The sequence below is a fragment of the Bacillus sp. V3-13 genome (genome assembly GCF_002860165.1).
Taxonomy (GTDB): domain Bacteria; phylum Bacillota; class Bacilli; order Bacillales; family Cytobacillaceae; genus Bacillus_BJ.
The window spans coordinates 25,255-45,526 of sequence record NZ_PGUZ01000039.1 but is presented as its reverse complement, the minus strand read 5'-3'; the positions used below and the strand labels follow the sequence as shown (position 1 = coordinate 45,526).

Annotated in this window: 21 protein-coding genes; 4 read left to right on the top strand and 17 right to left on the bottom strand. The window is 36.5% G+C overall.

Going from position 1 to position 20,272, the window contains the following annotated elements:
- Window positions 1–3: 3 nt before the first annotated feature.
- The 14 genes from CU633_RS14695 to CU633_RS14630 form a co-directional block, all read right to left on the bottom strand.
- The gene (locus CU633_RS14695) at window positions 4–918 is read right to left on the bottom strand and encodes a glycosyltransferase family 4 protein (protein ID WP_374703376.1); all 915 of its coding nucleotides are present in this window, start codon (window positions 916–918) and stop codon (window positions 4–6) included.
- A gap of 263 nt (window positions 919–1,181) precedes the next feature.
- The gene (locus tag CU633_RS14690) at window positions 1,182–2,105 is read right to left on the bottom strand and encodes a GDP-mannose 4,6-dehydratase (protein WP_101661347.1); all 924 of its coding nucleotides are present in this window, start codon (window positions 2,103–2,105) and stop codon (window positions 1,182–1,184) included.
- Window positions 2,102–3,067 carry a GDP-mannose 4,6-dehydratase gene (gmd, locus tag CU633_RS14685; RefSeq protein ID WP_101661346.1) on the bottom strand — a complete coding sequence of 322 codons (966 nt, stop codon included), beginning with the start codon at window positions 3,065–3,067 and terminating at the stop codon, window positions 2,102–2,104. The genes CU633_RS14690 and gmd overlap by 4 nt, the downstream gene beginning before the upstream one ends.
- A 74-nt stretch (window positions 3,068–3,141) precedes the next feature.
- Window positions 3,142–4,254, bottom strand: a complete 1,113-nt coding sequence (locus CU633_RS14680; protein WP_101661345.1) for a glycosyltransferase family 4 protein — start codon at window positions 4,252–4,254, stop codon at window positions 3,142–3,144.
- Window positions 4,255–4,333: 79 nt separating this feature from the next.
- The gene (locus tag CU633_RS14675; RefSeq protein ID WP_101661344.1) at window positions 4,334–5,470 is read right to left on the bottom strand and encodes a hypothetical protein; all 1,137 of its coding nucleotides are present in this window, start codon (window positions 5,468–5,470) and stop codon (window positions 4,334–4,336) included.
- 100 nt (window positions 5,471–5,570) lie between these two features.
- Window positions 5,571–6,692, bottom strand: coding sequence for a glycosyltransferase family 4 protein (locus CU633_RS14670; RefSeq protein WP_101661343.1), 1,122 nt, complete (start codon window positions 6,690–6,692; stop codon window positions 5,571–5,573).
- Between the two features lie 60 nt (window positions 6,693–6,752).
- Window positions 6,753–7,910: a glycosyltransferase family 4 protein gene (locus tag CU633_RS14665; RefSeq protein ID WP_142383419.1), complete on the bottom strand. Its 1,158-nt coding sequence runs from the start codon at window positions 7,908–7,910 to the stop codon at window positions 6,753–6,755.
- Entirely contained in the window at window positions 7,911–8,708 is a 798-nt protein-coding gene (locus CU633_RS14660) for a class I SAM-dependent methyltransferase (protein WP_101661341.1), read from the bottom strand.
- Window positions 8,709–9,035: 327 nt separating this feature from the next.
- Entirely contained in the window at window positions 9,036–9,635 is a 600-nt protein-coding gene (locus tag CU633_RS14655) for a class I SAM-dependent methyltransferase (RefSeq protein ID WP_101661340.1), read from the bottom strand.
- A 176-nt stretch (window positions 9,636–9,811) separates the two neighbouring features.
- Window positions 9,812–10,633: an FkbM family methyltransferase gene (locus CU633_RS14650; protein WP_101661339.1), complete on the bottom strand. Its 822-nt coding sequence runs from the start codon at window positions 10,631–10,633 to the stop codon at window positions 9,812–9,814.
- Window positions 10,634–10,725: 92 nt separating this feature from the next.
- Window positions 10,726–11,484 (bottom strand): FkbM family methyltransferase, encoded by a 759-nt coding sequence (locus tag CU633_RS14645; protein ID WP_101661338.1) that lies wholly within the window; start codon window positions 11,482–11,484, stop codon window positions 10,726–10,728.
- A gap of 148 nt (window positions 11,485–11,632) precedes the next feature.
- Window positions 11,633–11,959 (bottom strand): hypothetical protein, encoded by a 327-nt coding sequence (locus tag CU633_RS14640; protein ID WP_101661337.1) that lies wholly within the window; start codon window positions 11,957–11,959, stop codon window positions 11,633–11,635.
- Between the two features lie 11 nt (window positions 11,960–11,970).
- Window positions 11,971–12,519, bottom strand: coding sequence for a hypothetical protein (locus CU633_RS14635; RefSeq protein WP_101661336.1), 549 nt, complete (start codon window positions 12,517–12,519; stop codon window positions 11,971–11,973).
- 68 nt (window positions 12,520–12,587) lie between these two features.
- Window positions 12,588–13,277: a hypothetical protein gene (locus CU633_RS14630; protein ID WP_101661335.1), complete on the bottom strand. Its 690-nt coding sequence runs from the start codon at window positions 13,275–13,277 to the stop codon at window positions 12,588–12,590.
- 295 nt (window positions 13,278–13,572) lie between these two features.
- Here CU633_RS14630 and CU633_RS14625 point away from each other — a divergent pair, with 295 nt between their 5' ends.
- The gene (locus tag CU633_RS14625; RefSeq protein ID WP_142383418.1) at window positions 13,573–14,052 is read left to right on the top strand and encodes a hypothetical protein; all 480 of its coding nucleotides are present in this window, start codon (window positions 13,573–13,575) and stop codon (window positions 14,050–14,052) included.
- Window positions 14,053–14,778: 726 nt separating this feature from the next.
- On the opposite strand, the gene CU633_RS14615 is transcribed toward CU633_RS14625, so the two are convergent.
- Window positions 14,779–14,973: a hypothetical protein gene (locus CU633_RS14615; protein ID WP_101661332.1), complete on the bottom strand. Its 195-nt coding sequence runs from the start codon at window positions 14,971–14,973 to the stop codon at window positions 14,779–14,781.
- 481 nt (window positions 14,974–15,454) lie between these two features.
- Between CU633_RS14615 and CU633_RS14610 the strand changes: the two genes are divergently transcribed.
- Window positions 15,455–15,667: a hypothetical protein gene (locus CU633_RS14610; protein ID WP_101661331.1), complete on the top strand. Its 213-nt coding sequence runs from the start codon at window positions 15,455–15,457 to the stop codon at window positions 15,665–15,667.
- A 324-nt stretch (window positions 15,668–15,991) separates the two neighbouring features.
- Here CU633_RS14610 and CU633_RS14605 read toward each other — a convergent pair whose 3' ends face one another.
- On the bottom strand, window positions 15,992–16,591 hold the full coding sequence (locus tag CU633_RS14605; protein WP_101661330.1) for a hypothetical protein: 600 nt from the start codon (window positions 16,589–16,591) through the stop codon (window positions 15,992–15,994).
- Between the two features lie 193 nt (window positions 16,592–16,784).
- On the opposite strand from CU633_RS14605, the gene CU633_RS14600 reads away from it, so the two are divergent.
- Window positions 16,785–17,462, top strand: a complete 678-nt coding sequence (locus CU633_RS14600) for a hypothetical protein (protein ID WP_101661329.1) — start codon at window positions 16,785–16,787, stop codon at window positions 17,460–17,462.
- Window positions 17,463–17,909: 447 nt separating this feature from the next.
- On the opposite strand, the gene CU633_RS22560 is transcribed toward CU633_RS14600, so the two are convergent.
- Window positions 17,910–18,287 (bottom strand): hypothetical protein, encoded by a 378-nt coding sequence (locus CU633_RS22560; RefSeq protein WP_142383417.1) that lies wholly within the window; start codon window positions 18,285–18,287, stop codon window positions 17,910–17,912.
- A 534-nt stretch (window positions 18,288–18,821) separates the two neighbouring features.
- On the opposite strand from CU633_RS22560, the gene CU633_RS14585 reads away from it, so the two are divergent.
- Window positions 18,822–20,201 (top strand): sugar phosphate nucleotidyltransferase, encoded by a 1,380-nt coding sequence (locus CU633_RS14585; RefSeq protein WP_101661326.1) that lies wholly within the window; start codon window positions 18,822–18,824, stop codon window positions 20,199–20,201.
- Window positions 20,202–20,272: the final 71 nt, after the last annotated feature.

Sequence of the window (20,272 nt, the reverse complement as noted above, 5' to 3'; positions counted from 1 at the left end):
CCGTTATTCAAACAATTGTTGATAACCTTTGAGAACACGTTTGGCGACATTCGTCCACTGGAATTGTTTAACTCGTTTAAAGCCCCTTTTCACAAGTGTATTCCGGGTCTCAGTATTTGTTAAAAGATGTTCCATACCCTGGGCTATTTCGTTTATATTTTTTGGATTAACCAAGTACGCTGCCTCTCCAGCTATTTCTTTTAAGGCGGAAGTATTTGAGGTTAAGACAGGAACACCACAGGCCATTGCTTCTAAAACAGGAAGCCCGAAACCTTCATATAGGGATGGAAAAGCGAATAATTCCGCCCCCTTATAAAGCTGCACCAATTCTTCATTTGAAACAAATCCAGTGAATAATACATCTTCAGTCACGTTAGCTTTTTTTATATTTAATTTGATAAAGAATCTTTGATCCTCGGGGATATTCCCTGCAATAATGAGCTGGTATTTATTCTTTAATCGATGGTTTACCTTAGCGAATGCCTCAATTAAACGATCCAGGTTTTTACGGTAATCACAGCCGCCAACATATAATATGTATGGCTTTTTTGTTCCATTCCATTTGGTCTCCATTAATTGATTTTCTCGAGAAAAATGGTCGCAAAGCCCCCCGTAGATCACTTTTATTTTTTCAGGGTTAATGTTAAGCTGTTCAACAGCATCCTGTTTGGTTGTGTCTGAAATAGCAAAAATTATGTCGCAGGATTTAACAAACTCCAAGTTTTGCATGTAATGCTCTTTCATTTCGGGCAATGGCAAGTACTGATTTTCAAATAACAAAGGAATAATATCGTAAAGTGTAACCGCTAATTTTGCATCTCCAAACCAATTTCTGTGTAAAGAAAAATAGTTATAATAATCAAATGTACTGTGTATATGGTAAATATCAATTTTATTCTCCGAAATAAAAGCTTTCATTTGTTCCATCAATTCTTCTTTTGTGTTTGGAGAGTCGGGCTGAAAATAATAATAGCAATGCTCTTGACCCAATAGCTGTATTGATTTTATTAGTTGTCTTGTATAGACACCTACTCCTCTATCATTCGCCGGTGTTTGCGCAAAAGCCATATCAAAACCGATCTTCAAAATATGTTCCTCCTTTTGTTTGATTGATATATGATATGAATTTTCCAGATAGTGTCACACAAATAAAAAGAAGGTCCTTTTATTGCTGGACCCTGTTACAGATTATATAACCACTGTTCATAAATATTTTTTAATGTCTGCTCAAGTTCCCTTTTTGGCTTCCAATCAGTATCTTTTACTAATTTATCCGGATCCCCCACTAATTTTTGAATCTCAGAAATCCTTATTTTTTCAGGATCAACTACTACTTCAATATTTACTTTAGAAAAAGATAAAAGGATATTTAATATATCTCGAATGGAAGTCCCTTCTCCCGTACAAACATTATAGATTTCCCCTGCTTTTCCATACCGCCCCAGTTGATAATAGGCCTCTGCAATATCTTCTACATCTGCAAAATCCCTGATCGTCTCAAGATTTCCTACATTCATTATGTTATCTTTCGCTTTTCCTTTATTAATCATTGCGATTTGGTGCGCAAAATCTGTTGTAACAAAACCCAACCGTTGCCCCGAACCTATGTGGTTAAAAGACCTGGCATGAATAACATTCAAACCGTAAAATTTAAAGTACATCTTAGCAAGCATGCTTACCATACTTTTGCTTACCCCATATGGGTTGACAGGAGACAGTGGTATCTCTTCATGAACTTTCTCGATATCATCAGGTACAATACCATACTCCTCTGAAGATCCGACTGTAATAATGCGTATTTTGCCATCCACTTTTCTAACCGCTTCAAGTAAATGAATGGTTGCTATTACGTTGCCTTGAATCACAGCCTGTTTATTTTCCCATGAGTCTTTGACACTGCTAAATCCAGCCAAATGAAAGATATGTGTAGGTTTAATTTTTTCTATAAGCCTAATCATTTCCCACTCTGATAAAAAACTGATCTTAAAGATGTTTTTTTCAGGATGCTCTATTCTGGAAGTGCCAAATACGTCAGCCTTATCCTCTAAATACTGCTCCAAATGCTTTCCGACAAAGCCCTTAATCCCTGTAATTAATGCCTTCATTTCATTTCTCTGTATTTTTTTAAATCATGATCAACCATCATTTTTATCAAATCCTCAAAAGAAACTTTTGGTGTCCAGCCTAATTTTTCTCCTGCCTTTCTTGAATCACCAAGCAGCAAATCCACTTCAGCGGGACGCAGGAAATCAGGATCTTGCCGCACATAATCTTCCCAATTCAAGCCGACATAATCAAAAGCAATTTCAACCAGCCTGCGAACTGTATTAGTTTCACCTGTTGCAATGACGAAGTCATCCGGATGTTCATTTTGCAGCATGAGCCACATCGCTTTTACGTAATCACCTGCAAATCCCCAGTCTCTTTTGGCGTCCAGGTTCCCGAGTCGAAGCTCTTTTTGCATACCGCATTTTATTTTGGCTACACCATCTGTTACTTTACGTGTCACAAATTGTATTCCTCTGCGGGGCGATTCATGATTAAACAAAATCCCTGAACAAGCGTACATGTTAAAGCTTTCCCGATAATTGACCGTTATCCAGTGGCCGAATGCTTTTGCTGCACCGTACGGACTTCGTGGATAAAATGGGGTGGTTTCTTTTTGCGGAGTTTCTACCACTTTACCAAACATTTCAGAACTGGAAGCCTGATAAAATCGTGTATCAGGTTTCACTTGACGTATAGCTTCGAGCATGTTCACAACGCCCAAACCTGTAATTTCACCAGTGTAGATTGGCTGTAACCATGAATCTGCAACAAAAGACTGGGCTCCCAGATTATAGACTTCATCAGGCTTTGCTAACTTGACAGCCTGAATTAATGAAGACAGATCAGACAAATCACCTGATACAAACTCAATTTCATTTAAAATATGTTTAATGTTTTCATCATTTTGCGTTGCGGTTCTCCTTTTCAAACCGTAGACCTTATACCCTTTTGTGAGAAGAAGTTCAGCTAAATAAGAGCCATCCTGTCCAGTAATCCCGGTTATTAAAGCTCTCTTCATGACACCACCTCCCTTAAAAATGCTTACTGTATTATTTATGCGGTTATCATGAAATGATATTACAAATTAATAAGTTAAAGGAGATTCAGCTCATTCAGACGGCTCTTCATTAATTGCCCGGACTTTTTCGGTGAAAAATGTTTTTCTATCGTTTCCTTTCCTCGTGCAGCCATTTCCCTGCACCATACCGGCTCCCCAACCACTTTTTTCATGTAATAAGCTGCATGTTCAATATCGGGATCAGCCCAGAATTGCTCTGCTTTATAAGGTCCCCAGTCTTGCCCGACCCTCTCCAGGTGATAGCGCACCAGACAGGAATTCCTTTCGTTCATAAATTCCAAATTCCCCGACCACCCGGTTGCAATTACGGGTTTTCCGCAAGCCATTGCTTCGGCTAAAGGCAACCCGAATCCTTCTGAGCGATGGAGGGAAACCAGACAATTCGTTACATTCATCAATGCATTGATTTCATTACGATTCATTACTTTATCAATGATATAAATATTTTTATAACCGGCTATTTCGTTCTTTAATTGCTCCAGCTCTGCAGATCGATCGATTTGATTGTTGTTGATCTTGATGATAAGTCCTGCAGAGGAATCATTTTTTTTAAAGGCTAATTTAAAGGCGGAAATCACCCCAAGGGGATTCTTTCTGGTTTGCGAGCTGTTTGGATCATACATCATAAGAAAAAGAAATTGATTATCGGGCAGCATAAAATATTTGCGGCCAATGGTTTGAGAAGCATGGACACTTAATCCATGAGGGATTTTTACAACGGGAACCGGGGATTTTTTCGAAATGGAGTCAAAGATAAACGTAGATGGTGCCCATACTTCATCTATCATGTTAAAACTTGCAGCAAACTCATCCGGAAATTCTGGAAGTTCCCAATGCCATACTGCAATGTTATAGCGGTTTTCTAAAAATCGTCGCTTTATAATATCGTAGCGAAAGGCGATTTCCAGCTGGTCGGCATTAATATGAAATATATTGGTATTGAAAAGGGGTTCTTTTATTTCTTTGTGGACCCACGTCAAATCTTCTTGTCTAGCTGCACATATCGGGTAGTTCATGATGCCAAATGGAATATCGGCGTTTTCCATTGAGTTTGCTGCTAAACGACAAGATTCTCCTACACCCAATTCTGCTCTAATATATCCGAATAAGTTCACACCGCCGGACATTCGGCTCCCCCCATTTTCAAATTAACCAAGGAGTACATCACATTTTTTTATGCACTTCCACAGGAAGCTGAATAAAATTTCATTTTTCAATTCGATTCAAACATAAAATCGGTACTCTGATTTTTGAAAAATTAGTAGAATCAGATAAAAGCCGTATTTGAACATTTTCTAAATCCTTTTCAATCATAATTTGTTTTTTATAATCACTTGTAGTTTGAAATTCGTATTTTAATAATGTATTACCTTCAGCATTATTTATCATATCCAGTATGAAATTGCCCCCGGGTTCTACTTCCAGCTTTGCCCTTAGCTCATATTTACCTGCCGGTAAAGTTATATAAGGTCCAAAGAATAACCAAGTTGGATTTTTGGTATGAAACCACCCATTGGTGTCATAAACACTTCCAAAAAAGAAATTGCTGAAATATAGATTATTGATTAACCCATCAGGTTGATAAATCAATTCTTCTTTCATTCCGTTTTCAATTGGATAATCCGCTGCTGAATTTCGGTATATTTCGATAAAGGCAATTCCATTCGCAAAAGGAAAGGGTTGATTAAAGCGCGTATCGGAAAGCTCTTCCTTGGAACACTGTTCCCAGATTTGTCTTGGATTATTTAGTGTTAGTTCCATATCAACCTTTTTGAAAAATGATAACTTCACCTCATTTTCAGGCAGTAGATATTTTGTAAACAACAATTGCAGGTACTGATCTCCAAACTGTATAAGCCATCCAAGATCGGATAAGCATCCAAACGGTACTGAAATGAATGCCTTTCCATTCACTTTTAATAAATTGTAAATTTTTACGATCGCTTTTAAAGGTGCTTCATGGTCTTTCAGTTGACTGGATTCCCCGTAAGCTCCGGTTGGATCTGTTGATTGTCCAATATGCTCTACAGTTGAAAGTGAAATAATGGCATCGTATTTATCCTCCGGCTGATAATCCATTAAATCTAAGTTTAGAACGTTTGCAGCCACTTCAAATTTATCAAGAATATCTCTTTGTACTATGTTTGCGGCAGTTTCATAACTGGATAGGACATGCCCGACCTCTAATATTCGCCCCGTTTTATTTTTTTCAAGAAAGTCCAAGCCAATTGGTACTTCTATTGCCCTCTCGGAAATATTATTAATGGGAATTTTGTTATAACGAAACTTTTTATCGTTAAAAAAAAAAGAATCACTAAAATTTGCTGTAGAGAAGAGACTCATAACACTAACCCTCCGTGATAAATTCTAATTCGCTTCCATTTCCACAAAATTATATGCTTAAGCTTCGTATTGGTGAATAGATCTTTAAGAAATGAAGCAACTATAATGTTAGATTCTGTTTCATTATTTTCGCCATTTCAGTTATTGAGTATTTCTGATCAATCATTTCTTTCGCATTTTGGGCAATTTTTAGCCTTTTTTCTTTATTGTAATAAGCATCTCTCATTGCTTTTCTGACATTTTCCATCGGCACTTTTGCCCATTTGTGATCAAAGTATAATTGCGGGCGACTTAGCATAAGGTTTATATCCACTGGCTCCAATTCGTCCAATGGTTGAATAAGAAAAGTATTTTCCTCATTCATAAATTCGGTAGAACCACTCCAGTTGATTGATATCACTGGTTTCCCCATAGCCATCATTTCCATCTGCGGCATTCCCCATCCACAAGCTCTGTCTGTTGAAATATAACAAGAGCAACTGGAATATAAAGATAGTAATTCATTTTCTGACATTTTTTCATTTATTATAAATATGCTTGGAATGTTATTTTTAATTGGAATATAGGAACGGATGATTGCTTCGGCATCAAAATCACTTCCATGTACATATGTTTTAATAATAAGAGACACTTCGTCTTCATCCGTAAATTCTTCACAAAAGCTTTTAATCAATAAATCAAAACCTTTTCTAAAATCGAATTGGCATGCATATAAAAACGTAAATTGCTTAGGAGTTGTTGAAAAAGCAAAGGGCTTAAAATTCTTATTGTATTTCTCCACGTCGATTCCATATGGCATAACGATAACCTTTTTTTCATCGACTCCTGACTTAGTAAACGTACGATAATTAAAGGCAGACGGTACCCATATTTCGTCCATTTGGTTACATAAACCAACCCAGTAATCCGGAATTTTATCGGTTTCAAAAATAGTGATACCTATTTTTTTGTTGAATCCTGTTCCATTAAAACGCGCAAAATCATCCGGAGTACTGTGGATGACCATAACCGGATCTGTCCCTAACTCAGAAATCGGGCGATGGATATTTCCAATTAGGTCCCGATCATCTTCCCCTACTTCCTTATGAATTTCGCCGAGATTATGGATATGCACTGGAATATTTAAAGCCTTCAACATTTTTAGATAGTTCCTGGATACAGTACCATAGCCACCTCTATCAAATACGTATCCTGCCCAAAAAACTCCAGTTGGAAGTGGCAAATCCTACTCCTCCCTGTTTTGTGATTTCATGTATTCTTCAGTTGAAACTTACTGTTTTACTTACTTGCTGTTATATACATTTAACACCTCTAAGGCAACATTTTCCCAATTAAATTTTGCAGCAAGTTTAGGTCCTGCATGTTTATATTTGTTCAGTAATTCCGGATTTGTCAGCATATTAAAAATACCCTCCGAAATTTCTTCAATACTTTCGGGATTTACTTTATAGCACGCGTCATTAGCTATCTCATTAAGCGCCGATGTGTTTGACGTGAGAACCGGGGCACCACAAGCCATCGCCTCTATAATCGGTAAACCCAATCCCTCATAAAGTGATGGAAATACGAACAGACTCGATTGGCTGTACAGGTTAATAAGATCGTCTTTTGGCACATACCCGGTAAATATTAATTGACTTTCAAATCCCTGTGCCAATGCAATCTGCTGAATTTTCTGTTTTTCAATTTCTGAAAAGAAACCGGTCATGACAAATTGATGTTGAGTTTCCAGTTTGTGATTTATTTTCGCAAAAGCATGAAGGATACGTTCCAGATTTTTTCTAAATTCCATGCCTCCGATAAAAAGAATATATGGCTGGGTTATCTGGTATTTAAGGTTCACGGCCGAATCGTTATTTTTTTGAAAAAATTGTCGGTCAATGCCACCGTATATCACAAAGATTTTGCCAGAATCCATATCAAAATATTTAACCCCGTCTCTTTTGGTCGTCTCAGATATAGCAAATATGATATCGGAGTTTTTGATAAAATCCATAATATGCAAAAACCTGTTTTTGAAAATCGGGTCACTTAAATAAATTTCAGGATAGATCCAGGGAATGATATCGTAAAATGTAACAGCCAATTTTATATCTCCAAACCATTCGCGGTTAAGCAGCTCATTATGATTGAATAAATATTCAACCGGACTCGTTACATGATAAAGATCGATGGAATTATTAGTTAGAAATGATTGTAGTTTGTTTATTTGAACAGAGGTATCTTGGTAAGGATCAGGTGAAAAGAAAAACATTGAATGGGTCTTATTAAGCCGCATAATATTTTCGATCATATTTCTGGTATAGTTTCCAATTCCCCTAAAATTTGAAGCGGATGAAGTGTAAAAAGTATCAAAAGCTATATTCAATTTAACACCTCTCAAAAAACCATTTATGTGGGTATGATGATACATTTTCTTCTCTTCGAATTGCTGTTTCAATCATAGACTCTGTGAATTATTCTTTTGAATAATCAGACCGATAGAGGTTGATACATATTGTTCGAGCAGCAACCTTAAATGAATTTCACTCGTATAAGGTGGAACATCAACAAAACTTTCAATGTTTCCTGTACCGGCGGTATAATCAACTTCGATTGAATGGCCATCTTCCCTTAACTCATTTACTAACGATTCAATGTCTTTCTTTCTAAGAATAACTGTAGCTCCGGATTCAATCGTATGTTCATTTGAAGATAAATTAAACTCGGTGGTGTGAACAGCTACACCTCCAGGTTTGAGGCAGTGCATCTGGTTCATAATGAATCGTTTGCTTCGTTCAATTGTTCCTAAATGTTCAAATGAGCAGGAAGACCATGTAAAATCATATTTATTGCTATGTTTTTGATCAATTTCATTCATATCCATAAACTCAAAAGTGACAAGCCTGCGAAATTGCTCCGGGTCACATAATTTTCGTTCATTCAAGTCTTCAAGATTATTAGAATGTTGATTGGAATCAACCCATCCTAAAAGTTTGGCAATCTGATAATCTATGTCTGTGGCGACTACTTCACAACCATGTGATGCAAAAAAAGAAACCAATGGTTCTTTCCCTACTCCAAATCCAAGCCCTTTTTTACCTTCCTTAAGCATACCCCTTTCAGATAATGCTTGTGTTATAAAACACCATTCCCATAGCTTTCTGTGATAATGAACAGGTATTTGAAGTTCTTCACAGCAGTTTAAGAACCATTCTTCATTAAAATGCTTTTCTTTACATAGCTGGGATATTAACAATACAATCACCTCATCGTATTTTCCAAAATCATTCTTTGTTTCTGTATTTATCTATGCGTAAAATGTTGTGAATGGAACTTAAAATCCATTTATTTAGAGTGGAACCTTTTCTAATATCAATAGAGTAAATTTCACAATGTAATAAGCCAGACCGAAAAACGAATGAAATTGTCTAAATAAACAGGAGTATGCCGTAGGAAACGAATAATAATATTTTAATTTTAAATAACTGTTCGTTTTTCAATTAAAGAATTGCTTTATGAAATTCATTCCAATATATTGTAAATATTTAAGCTGTGGATCGAATAGTGTCTGGGGCTGCTTTGTCTAATTAGGCTTCACACCTACTATAAAAGTGTCGCCTACATCTGCGTCCAAACCGCCATCGAGTATATCAAAGCCAATTTGTGCAAAAGCATTTCCGAGCCACATTAATGGATATGGTCTCACATGCGAAGAGCTAAGCCAGAAAACGTTCTCGTGGACATGTTGTGCAGCAAAATTCGGCGTAATGATCGTAACGATTCCACCCTTTTTTAGGGATTCATAAAATAGAACTAATAATTCAATTGCCCTCCTGCTGTCGAAGTGCTCAATTAAGTGTGCATTAAATATTCCTTCAAATGCTTCCTTATTCGTCGGCTGATCTAGAAATTCAAATACATTTCCCTTCCTGGCATTGAAGCCTTTTTCCGTACATGAGTTTACTAAATCCTCTTCCATATCAAGCCCAAGAATGTCGATTCCCAGTTCACTTGCAGCCCGCAGAAAAGATCCTTGACCGCAAGCAACATCGAGAACTGGTTTTTTTCCCAGATAATAGCGAACATATTTTTTCTGATAATCATATGCAACCGATTCACTGCCGACGAAACTATTATCAATCCTGCTGAACAATTTTTCAAAGCTGTCTTTATCCATTCTCATAGAACCAACTCCCCTTGATGGAGTTTTATCCGACTTAACGGTTTATATTTTTTTCAGGTTACTCTATCTCTGTTATATGCATTAAATCTTGTACTGGCGCTGTCAATTTCTTTGTAAAAATGTCGTTTCGGAAATAACCCCCAAAAAATTTGGTTTAATATCTGAGTGCATATAAATTATTTTTTCGTTTTTTTCCTTAGAACAATATCATAAAACCATTTCCATTCTTTGCTATATAGATCATAATCGCTTAATATTTGATCTATGTTGGTGTTTGAGTCATGTGCAGGATTTTTAAGAGGGTTTATATAGGAGATTTCAGAAAAGTTTCTAAGGATATTTTCTATTTCTGTTTTGGAAGTGCCTTTTTGCAATAAATGATATGGCGAGTATTCGATGATAACAATTGATTCATGACTAATCATCGGTAAACATGCCTTTAAAATGTCAAAATCGGCACCTTGAGTGTCGATTTTGATTAAATCAAAATAGGATGGCTTCTCATCACGATAACATTGTTCAAAAAAGTCAATAGGAGTTACCATTGGAACCCGATATGGCAAACGTTCAAAACTTCCTAATGCATGATCAGGGGATATTGGTGTTGCACTTCGGTGATCTCCAAAATTTATATCACTTCGATAAAAGTCAATAAATCGCGACTGACTTCCTAAAGCATAATTAAAAGTGTGGATATTTTGTGCATTGTTCAGTGCAATATTGATATTTAACAAGGAAAAATTAAGTGGATCAGGTTCAAAACAATAAATGATTGATCCAGGCTGGACCTTTGCCAAATATATTGCAGTAGTGCCAATATTGGCTCCGGCATCAAGAACACGACTCCCTGGTTTAATAGCTCCAGACAATTGATGTAAAATATCACTCCAGAATACACCTGATCTTAAACCTGAACCATCGTACATATCAGCTAAGTGGGTTAAAAACGTCGTATTGATTCCGTTTAACAAAACATTAGTTTTAACAAAAGGTAACATATCCAATGACCTCTTTATTCAAAATTGGTTAAAGTCGAACATTCCAATGCCTATAACGTTTGCTGCCTATTTAATAATAGCCCAACTCCATTTTAGTTTCTTGTCAGTTTTAAATCGATATGAAGGGGACCTTCAAATGCAACTACTTCTTCAACAGTTGTTGGCTCAAGAACTCCTGTATGAGCAACCTTATAAAAATTGAATCCGCGGTCAGCGAACTTTTGTAAACTAATTTTTGGATCATGGCCAACCCAAAGAGTAGGTGCGTACTCTAAAAAGATTTGAATGTTATCACTTTTATCAACGATTTTTATGACATCATCCATGATAAGAGGCTCGGATCCATCAATATCAATCTTCATCACGTCAACTTGTTGCGGAGGGAAATATTCTGAAAAAACTACGGTTTTCATTTTAACCTCTTTTTGGTACTCAGATCCCGGATTGATAATGGTGGCTCCCCCGCCGTCGGGAACGTATAGAATCACTTCTTCGTTTTTGTTCGATAACCCTACTTGATGGATGTTAGCATGATTGTAACCGTTTATTAACAAACTTCTCCTTAAATTAGTAAAATGGGCCGGGTTCGGTTCGAATGCATGCACTTCTCCTGTAGGACCGGTCAATAAACTTGCTAGAAGAGTATAGTAACCGCAATGTGCTCCAATATCCAAAACTTTCATCCCGGGTTTAACAGTTTGAAAAAAGTTAGCCGTAAGCCCATGCTCCCAAAAACCATGTAACATAATATGAGCCTGGACAATATCTCGTGGATCTAAATAAATTACAGGAGTATAGATTAATTTTGTTAAAATGGTATTATCACCTATATAAATGATCGGTCTTTCCATATGATTGCTGCCTCCCTAATTCCTATTAGCTGGTTTTTGCATCTGAAGATTTGCTGGATGCATAAGACATCAGCCATTTCTATTTCCCACAGATCAATGCTTTATAACAGTGTCATATCCTAAACACCCACTGATCCACTCTTATTGCTTATGATTGCTGCTCATTGACATTTAATATCTCCTCATAAAAACCTTTATTCGCCTGACGCAACCGGTTAACATCATGAATCAGTCTTTGCAGCTGTTTAACAATCGGTCCCTCATGCTCTGCGGATTGTTTAGAAGCATTTTCAGTAGACATGCTGTGATTTAACAGTAAATACAATAATGCGGATGTCGCTAAACCACCATTGTCTATATTAATAACCATCTGTCCAGTGGGAATGCTTTTAGTTTCTTTGTTCGCATTTTCAATTTGTTGCTTAAGCATCGTTTCGATGAGATTCTTTATTTCTTCATTATCAGAAGAAAACAAAATATCCCTCCTTAGAAACTTATATTGATCGAATTCAAAGACGGTATTCCTTCGTCTACATCCCTGCAGTGAACATATCCTTCAACATTTATGTAGCCTGTAGCTTCATTCTGAAATCGGATCTGAAAGTTGGGAAAAGACAAAGTCTGTTCCGGATCAATTTTTTCTGCAGCAATGGGTGCAAACCAATATTCCATTGCCTCATTTTCGTTTTTATTCTCAACAAGTTTCCATTGAAAATTTTCGACCTTTATGTGCTGATTTGGCATCATGTATTTTCCCGAAAAGTCAAAGGCATGATCCGATTTTATTTTAAGTACGAATTTAGGATGATATAGGGGGTATGGGGAGTGATTTGTAAAATTAAAATTCCCGAAAATGGTATGCTTCCCGTTTAATTTGTTATCTAAAATAATGGAATAACTAAAATATGGTAAAGGGCGCTTTCCTGATGAACTTTTTTCGATTAATAATTCTCTGATCCTCTCCTTGAATGTTTCGCTTTCGTGCTCCAAAAGCTTTAACTTACTTTCCAATTCATTAACCAGCTCGATTATCATTCACACCACCTTCTCAAAAAAATAAAGAGAGGAAATAATTCCTCTCTTTACATTATGCTGTATCTTGATTACTCATTACTGTATTCATATTCATATTCACATTCATCACCAGGGAAGACGATATTGCACTGTTTCGGAATCTTTGGTGTTGGACACTGCTCAGTTAAGATATCTCTTGGCAGGCAGAACGCTGCAAACAACTCTACCGTGACATCCGCAACCGTTTGAATGCTCTGGCACACATTTAAAGTAAGGTCTACACCTAATAATTCGTCCTTTTCATGGTCGCAATCCAACCTTACTGTACATTCACTATCAGCCAGTTTGACCACTAGCCGTGTCCCCTTTGGTGCACACAGGAAGAGAGACTCGGACATTTCTATCATAATTGGCTTGGATATTTCTACAAATGGAGTCTTGCCAATGATTCCGCTAAACTCAATAACAGCGCACAGCTTCTTAGTGAAAGTAACTCGCTGTAACTCAACCAGGTCTTTACCAATGACAAAAGGACGGTCGTCTCTTTCACCAATTTCCTCTACTTTGATTTCTGAATTGCAGGCTAGAGGATAACCGGTCTTGGGATCTACCAAAATACAACGCGTTTTTAAGTTTCTTGCTTTGCATACATCGGTATCTAAATGGAGCGCATCTGCGGGAACGCATTTTGATATGGCAGACTGTAAAATCACCCAATCATAAACTTTTTCGGTATTTATGCACAAAAGTTCATCGTCATGCTCAGCAGGATTTTGCATATGATCTACTCCTTATTTTATTTTCGATATAGTACAAAATATGGCTGGCTTTCCCGTTGAGTGACATGTTTCTAATCAAAATCAGGAAAATGGGCTGATATACCATGTTAAACTAATAACTACTGTCACAGGCCCAAAAAAAAAATCATACAATACTTTATAAAATGATTTAACGGGGGAAAGGTGTATGTCCAAACATTATGTTCAAGATGATATCGATAAATTGCTTTATCAAATTAAAACGTACAAAAAAATAATTAAAAGCTATCAGGAAAATGATACAACCCAGGAGTATTTGGATATGAGAAAAAAATTGGAAAATATAATAAAGGAGAGAGAGCTTGAACAGCAAAGATACAAAGAGTTAATGAAAAAGTTTCAATCCAACTCAGAAAAACTTGAGGCGAAAGAAAAAAAATACGATGAGTTAAAAGAAAAATTCGAAAACAAGATCGAGGCAAAAGAAAAAAAATATGATGAGTTAAAATCAGCCTATGAAAAGCAGAAGCAAGAATATGAACAACTAAAGGCAACCTATGAACAGCAGAAAAAAGGTCTCCACCGTCAAGAGCGTGTGAATAGTGAAGAAAACAATACGTCTCCATCAGAAACACAGGGACAGAGTATGGATCAGGAAGCATTGCCAAAAAAACATATGCGAACTCCGCTGGATGTAGTCAGGATGGCAAAACCAAATCCAATCCAAACCATTGCTCCAAAACAGGTGACCTTCAGAGACATTCAACGCAATCTGCAACAAATAAAATGTAAATAATATAATGAAGTGGAAAAATAACCAAGTTACCATTCAGAACTTAAGAATCCCCTTCTCGAATAAGTGGATGGCAGGATAACGAAGAGAAGATTGTACTATACAAATTCCTCCATCCATTTACATATTTCTAATCCAAAGAAAAAGCTACCCCAAGACTAAGGTAGCTTTTGAAAAAGGAGTATAAAACTGAGCATGAGCAAAAACCCGGCAATTTATGGCTGGTTGTATAGATCCCAGCGTGAAATTGCCATTAGCAAAAGGAGCGTCCCGCCACACCAGCAATTATTCCAAGAATGAACAGTTAACCGGTGTAATGCAATGTCTCAGATGATCCATTACCAGGAATTTCTATTGATGCTATCAATCAATAACTATCGTAATGGTCATCTTTAACAAATTTGCAAATCAGCTTCTTTTTTCGTTTAGGAAATTTCTTCTTCGGTTTACATGGATAGTCATCATCATGGTCAATATATAGTTCTACATCGAAATGCTTCACTTTGAAATGTTTCTTATCGTCATGTTTTTTATCATAATCATCATACTTTTTATCGTCATCGTAATCGTCATACTCATCATATTCATAACACATATTACTTCACTTCCCCTTTTTTGCATAATTTAAGATATCCCTTGAAAATTTTCACACCGACAAAAACACTCATTCCTGAATGAAATTATGACCTGATCGTTTGACCTGACTTTCGATGGGTACCACCACTAAATTCAATAACCATCTTTAACAAATTTGCAAATCAGCTTCTTTTTTCGCTTTGGAAATTTCTTCTTCGGTTTACATGGATAGTCATCATCATGGTCAATATATAGTTCTACATCGAAATGCTTCACTTTGAAATGTTTCTTGTCGTAATCGTAGTGTTTCTTGTCGTAATCGTCATACTTATCATCTTCATACCACATATCATTTCACCTCCCTGTTTTATTTACTTTAAAATACGCAGGAGGTGTACAAGCCGAAACGGCTGTTATCACTAAGAAAATGGCTCATTTTTTTTTACTTGGGACAAATAAAGAAAAAGCTTCTATATTGTTTAAACTCGAACATCCCGTATTCAATTAATTAGAAATCTCCCATTTTTGTTGTATTGTCCGGAATCAGGTGGTATAACGTGCGTAAATAATGCAAAGAAATAAATCAGCTCTCCTTCTTTCCCGCTGACTAATCACTTCTTTTGATTTCTTTAAGCTTCAGAAATCTATAACGATCAGATTATTTTAATCAATTTATGCTGGACCTTATTTTAAATAGTGGTCCTGCAAATGCCCAAGGTATAGCCAATGTTCGTTAAATAAAATGTGCATTTACATACATGATGAACGCCGTTTCTGCTTGTACAGCAGTTGCGTAAGGTAAAGTATACAAAACAGGAGGTGAAAGATTATGTGGTTTGACAAATATGAAGTATCCAGAAAGAAGAAATTCAGCTGTCCATGTTCAAAAAAATATTATGAAGACTGGTACGATGATTACGAATACGATGAAGACTATGATGAGGATTATTATGAACCAAAAAAGAAATTTTCAAAGTGCAAACCAAAAAAGAAGAAATTGATTTGCAAATTTGTTAAAGATGATGATTATGATAGTTATTGAATTTATTAATGGCATCAATGGAAAGCCCTACTCAAATTGATCATGTAACAATTTGCGAACGGGTTGTGTTTTGCTCATGCTCAGTTTATACTCCTTTTTGAAGCTGCCTTTGTCTGAAAGGTAGCTTTATTTAGTTGTTTGTCAAAACAAAATGGTTATTAAGTCCTTTTTATGAATGATCTATCTCCAGGGTCTTTGTTTATAACTGAATAGGCAAGAAACATAAAAATGTAAAAATGGATGGAAGAATCGGAGTTTACCATCGCTTCGATTCTCCATCCATTCTTTAGTGCAAAAGGATCAATATCCAGTGAAGATTATTTTTCAATTTTCAAGGCTACTTTGAATTTCTCTGAAAGTCACCTGTCTTGGTGTTTGCATCCCATTCGGCCGTGCCATCCTTGTTAAATCCAGCGGAGTTCTCATATGTTTTTTGGGCCATTTTTCCTGGTCAGGATACTGTGCCTCTCTTTCGGATGGAGATGTATTGTCTTCTTCCGTATCTATATGCTCCGATTGCGTCAAACCTCTATTCTGTTCTTCATAAGTTGCCTTTAACTGTTCATATTCTTGCTTTTGCTTTTCATAGGCTCCCGTTAATTGTTCATATTCTTGCTTCTGCTTTTCATAGGCTGCTTTGATCTCGTCATATTCTTGTTTTTGCTGTTCGTATGAGTGTGATAACTCTTCATACTTTTTCTCGTTCGCTTCGAGTTTTTCTGAGTTGGTTTGGTATTTTTTCATTAATTTTTCAAATCTCAGTTGTTCGCGCTGTCTCTCCTTCATTACACTTTCCAATTTCAGTCTCATATCCAAATAATCCTGGGTAGTATCATTTTCCTGATAGCTTTTAATTATTTTTTTGTATGCATTTATTTGATGCAACATTTTATCGATATCATCTTGAACATAGTGTTTGGACATACATCTTTCCCCCGTTTAATCATTTTATAAAGTATTGTATGTTTTTCGTTTAGTACCGTGAACAAAAGTTATTAGTTAATCATAGTATATCAGCCCATTTTCCTGTTTTTGATTAGAAACATGTCACTCATAAGATGAGGTTGCCATATTTTGTACTATATCGAAATTCAAATAGAAGTAAGGAGTCGATCATATGCAAACCTCTGCTGAGTATGACGATGAACTTTTGTGCATAAATACCGAAAAAGTTTATGATTGGGTGGTTCTACAGTCAGCCGTATCGAAATGTATTCCCGCACATGCTCTCCATTTAGATACCGATGTATGCAAGGCAAGAAATTTAAAAACGCGTTGTATTTTGGTAGATCCCAAGACCGGTTATCCGCTAGCCTATAATTCTGAAATCAAAGTAGTGGAAACTGGTGAGAGAGACGACCGTCCATTCGTCATTGATAAAGACCTGGTTGAGTTACAGAGAGTCACATTTACTAAGAAGCTGTGCCTTGTTATTGAGTTTAGCGGAATTATTGACAAAGTTCCTTTTGTAGAAGTATCGAAGCCAATCACGATAGAAATGTCCGAGTCTCTCTTCCTATGTGCACCAAGGGGAACAAGATTAGTGGTGAAACTGGCCGATAGTGATTGTACAGTAAGGTTAAATTGTGACGATGAAAAGGATGAATTATTAAGTGTAGATCTTACCCTGAATGTTTGCCAGAGCATTCAATCTCTTGCGGATGTAACGATAGAGTTATTTGCAGCATTCTGCCTGCCGAGAGACATCTTAACCGAACAGTGTCCAGCTCCAAAGATTCCGAAACAGTGCAATACCGTTTTCCCTAGTGATTTAATTGAATACCGTACTGAATAATAAAGAATAAAGCAAAAAAGAGAGGAATATTTCCTCTCTTTTTTATGTTTTATCAAGACAAAGGAATATTTATGGAGTAAACGCGACAAAATTTATTTTTCTGCAATCAGCGATCGTAACAGTACCTGTACTGCTGACAAACGTTGAGCAGTGATTACTTTTACAAAAATTCGCATTGATAACAGGCAAAGATACACCATTAAATCCTAATGTTACACCTCTTCCGGGTGCTGCCTTACGCAGAACATCGCAGGCGCACCCGTTTGATTTATTATAACAGCCCATTTTCATTCACCTCCCGGTAACTTGTCCGATCTTCTCTTAGCTAATAGCAGAAGATATATTTTATTATATGAATAGGTTCTTTGATATGATTGGGTAACATTGCATAAAAAAATCAGGCTGCTGCCAGCCTGATGGATTAAAAAAAATATATATATATTTTTTTTATACGGTTGGAGGGAATGCAAAAGCGTCGATTCGAACACAGTCGACAATAAATACAGCTCCTGATGGGGTAACGCCTGCTCCTGACAATAAAGTTACACAGTGATCATCTTTACAGAATTTAGCAAAAACATAAGGTCCTGAAACTACGCCATCTATTGTCAGAAATACAGTTGTTCCCGGCGTTATACGACGAAACTCTTTACAGATGCAACTTTTAATTTTGCATTTGTCATGATCGTCTTTGCAGTCACAGTCATGATCTTTTTTATGACCGCAATCTTTTTTGCAATCACAGTCATGGTCTTTTTTATGGCCGCAATCTTTTTTGTAACCCCAGTCATCATCATAGAAATAGCTTTTTTTTCCGTAACCCATAGTTATCCTCCTTTTATCGAAATTCCTGAGTATGTCAGGGTTAAGATATTATATTATTAACGAAAAAATTTTGTATGGGCTAACAACCTAATAGTGAAGAAAATGGTTTAGTGTTCCAAGCCCATGTGTGCTTCGCTCCACCCTTGAACACCCCTAAACATGATATGCAATTAGTTTATTTTAGTTCATAGGCAACAGGTGATTATCAAATTCCGAACCTGGATAAGATGCATCAGATGCCAATAAAATCAAAAAAAGCTTAACGATTGCGGGATTTAATTTTTGGCCAAACACCCCCAATTTCTTTTTGCATATAATAGAATACTGCTGGAAATGCCAATTAAAGATTAGAATCAAATGAACAAAATATGAATAGCCGATTTGCTCAGGTCATTAAATGTTTAAATTGTAAGTTTGATATTTTCAGGATTTGCGATACTTATAAACGGGAAAATAAAAAACAATTTATCTTAAAAAATCCTGGCCAAAATCTCGGTATTTCCCACTGAAAATTTTCCGGAAAGTGGATGAAATATGAAAATTATTTTATTATCTGGAGGTTCTGGAAAAAGGCTTTGGCCTTTATCAAATGGTTCCAGGGCTAAACAGTTTTTAAAGATGATGTGTAATGAAAATGGAGTAGAAGAATCAATGATCCAGCGGATATGGCGGCAATTAGCACGTGCTGGTTTAGCGGAATCATCTTACATTGCCACCGGTAAATCACAAACAAACTTTATTCAAAGCCAGATTGAGAATATTCCTCCTCTTATCATTGAGCCTGAGCGTAGAGATACGTTTCCCGCCATAGCCTTAGCTGCAGCTTACCTTCTTTCCGTCGAAAAAATAAGTTTAGAAGAGATAGTCTGTGTAATACCTGTTGATGCTTATGTGGAGGATTCTTTTTTTGAAGCTATTAAAATATTTGGCCATGCACTCACAGATTCGGATGCTTCTCTTGCACTGCTTGGAGTAAAACCAACCTATCCTTCCGATCAATACGGTTACATTGTTCCTGTTCCAAATGATGAATTGCCCCATAACACCCGAACTTATGACGAGGTCGACTTTTTTATTGAAAAGCCTGACCGGGATGCTGCCACAAAATTAATTAAGCAGGGGGCATATTGGAACTGCGGGGTGTTTGCCTTCAAGTTGGGATATTTGTTGCAATATCTAACTAATAACGGAATTCCCTTCAATTATGAGGAACTAATCAGTCAATATTGTGACATTCCAAAAAATAGTTTCGATTACGAAGTTGTTGAAAAAACGAATCACATTGTCGTCGTTCCTTACAAGGGAATGTGGAGAGACCTGGGAACGTGGAATACGATTTCAGGCATTATGAATGCGAATATCGTTGGAAAAGGAATGATTGATAATAATTCCATAAATACTCATTTAATAAATGAACTTGAACTTCCCGTCGTCGTCGCGGGTATATCCAATAGTGTAGTAGTAGCAAGTTCAGATGGTATACTGGTAGCCGATAAAATGGCATCCGGACATTTAAAAGAGATGATTAAAGATATTGACCAGCGCCCGATGTATGAAGAGAAGCATTGGGGTCATTATCGAGTTTTGGACTATCATAAACTTGGTAATGGAACTGAAGTTTTAACAAAAAAAATAAACATGATCCAAGGAAAAAACCTAAGCTATCAGCAACATTTGAAGCGCCAGGAAGTCTGGACGATTACTGGCGGTGAAGGTGAATTAATTATTGATGGACAGTTAAAACATGTGAAACCCGGGAGTGTCATTACAATTCCTGCAGGAACAAAACACGCGGTTAAAGCGGTCACTGACCTGCAATTCATTGAGGTACAAATGGGCAGTCAATTAAGCGAAGAAGATATCATACGTTTTCAAATCGAATGGTCAGAAATTGAAATACAAAATAATGGTTAATTTGGCCAAATCAATATATGTATTGTTGATTGAGTGAACAAAGGGGGTTGACCCAATATCAAACATAAACT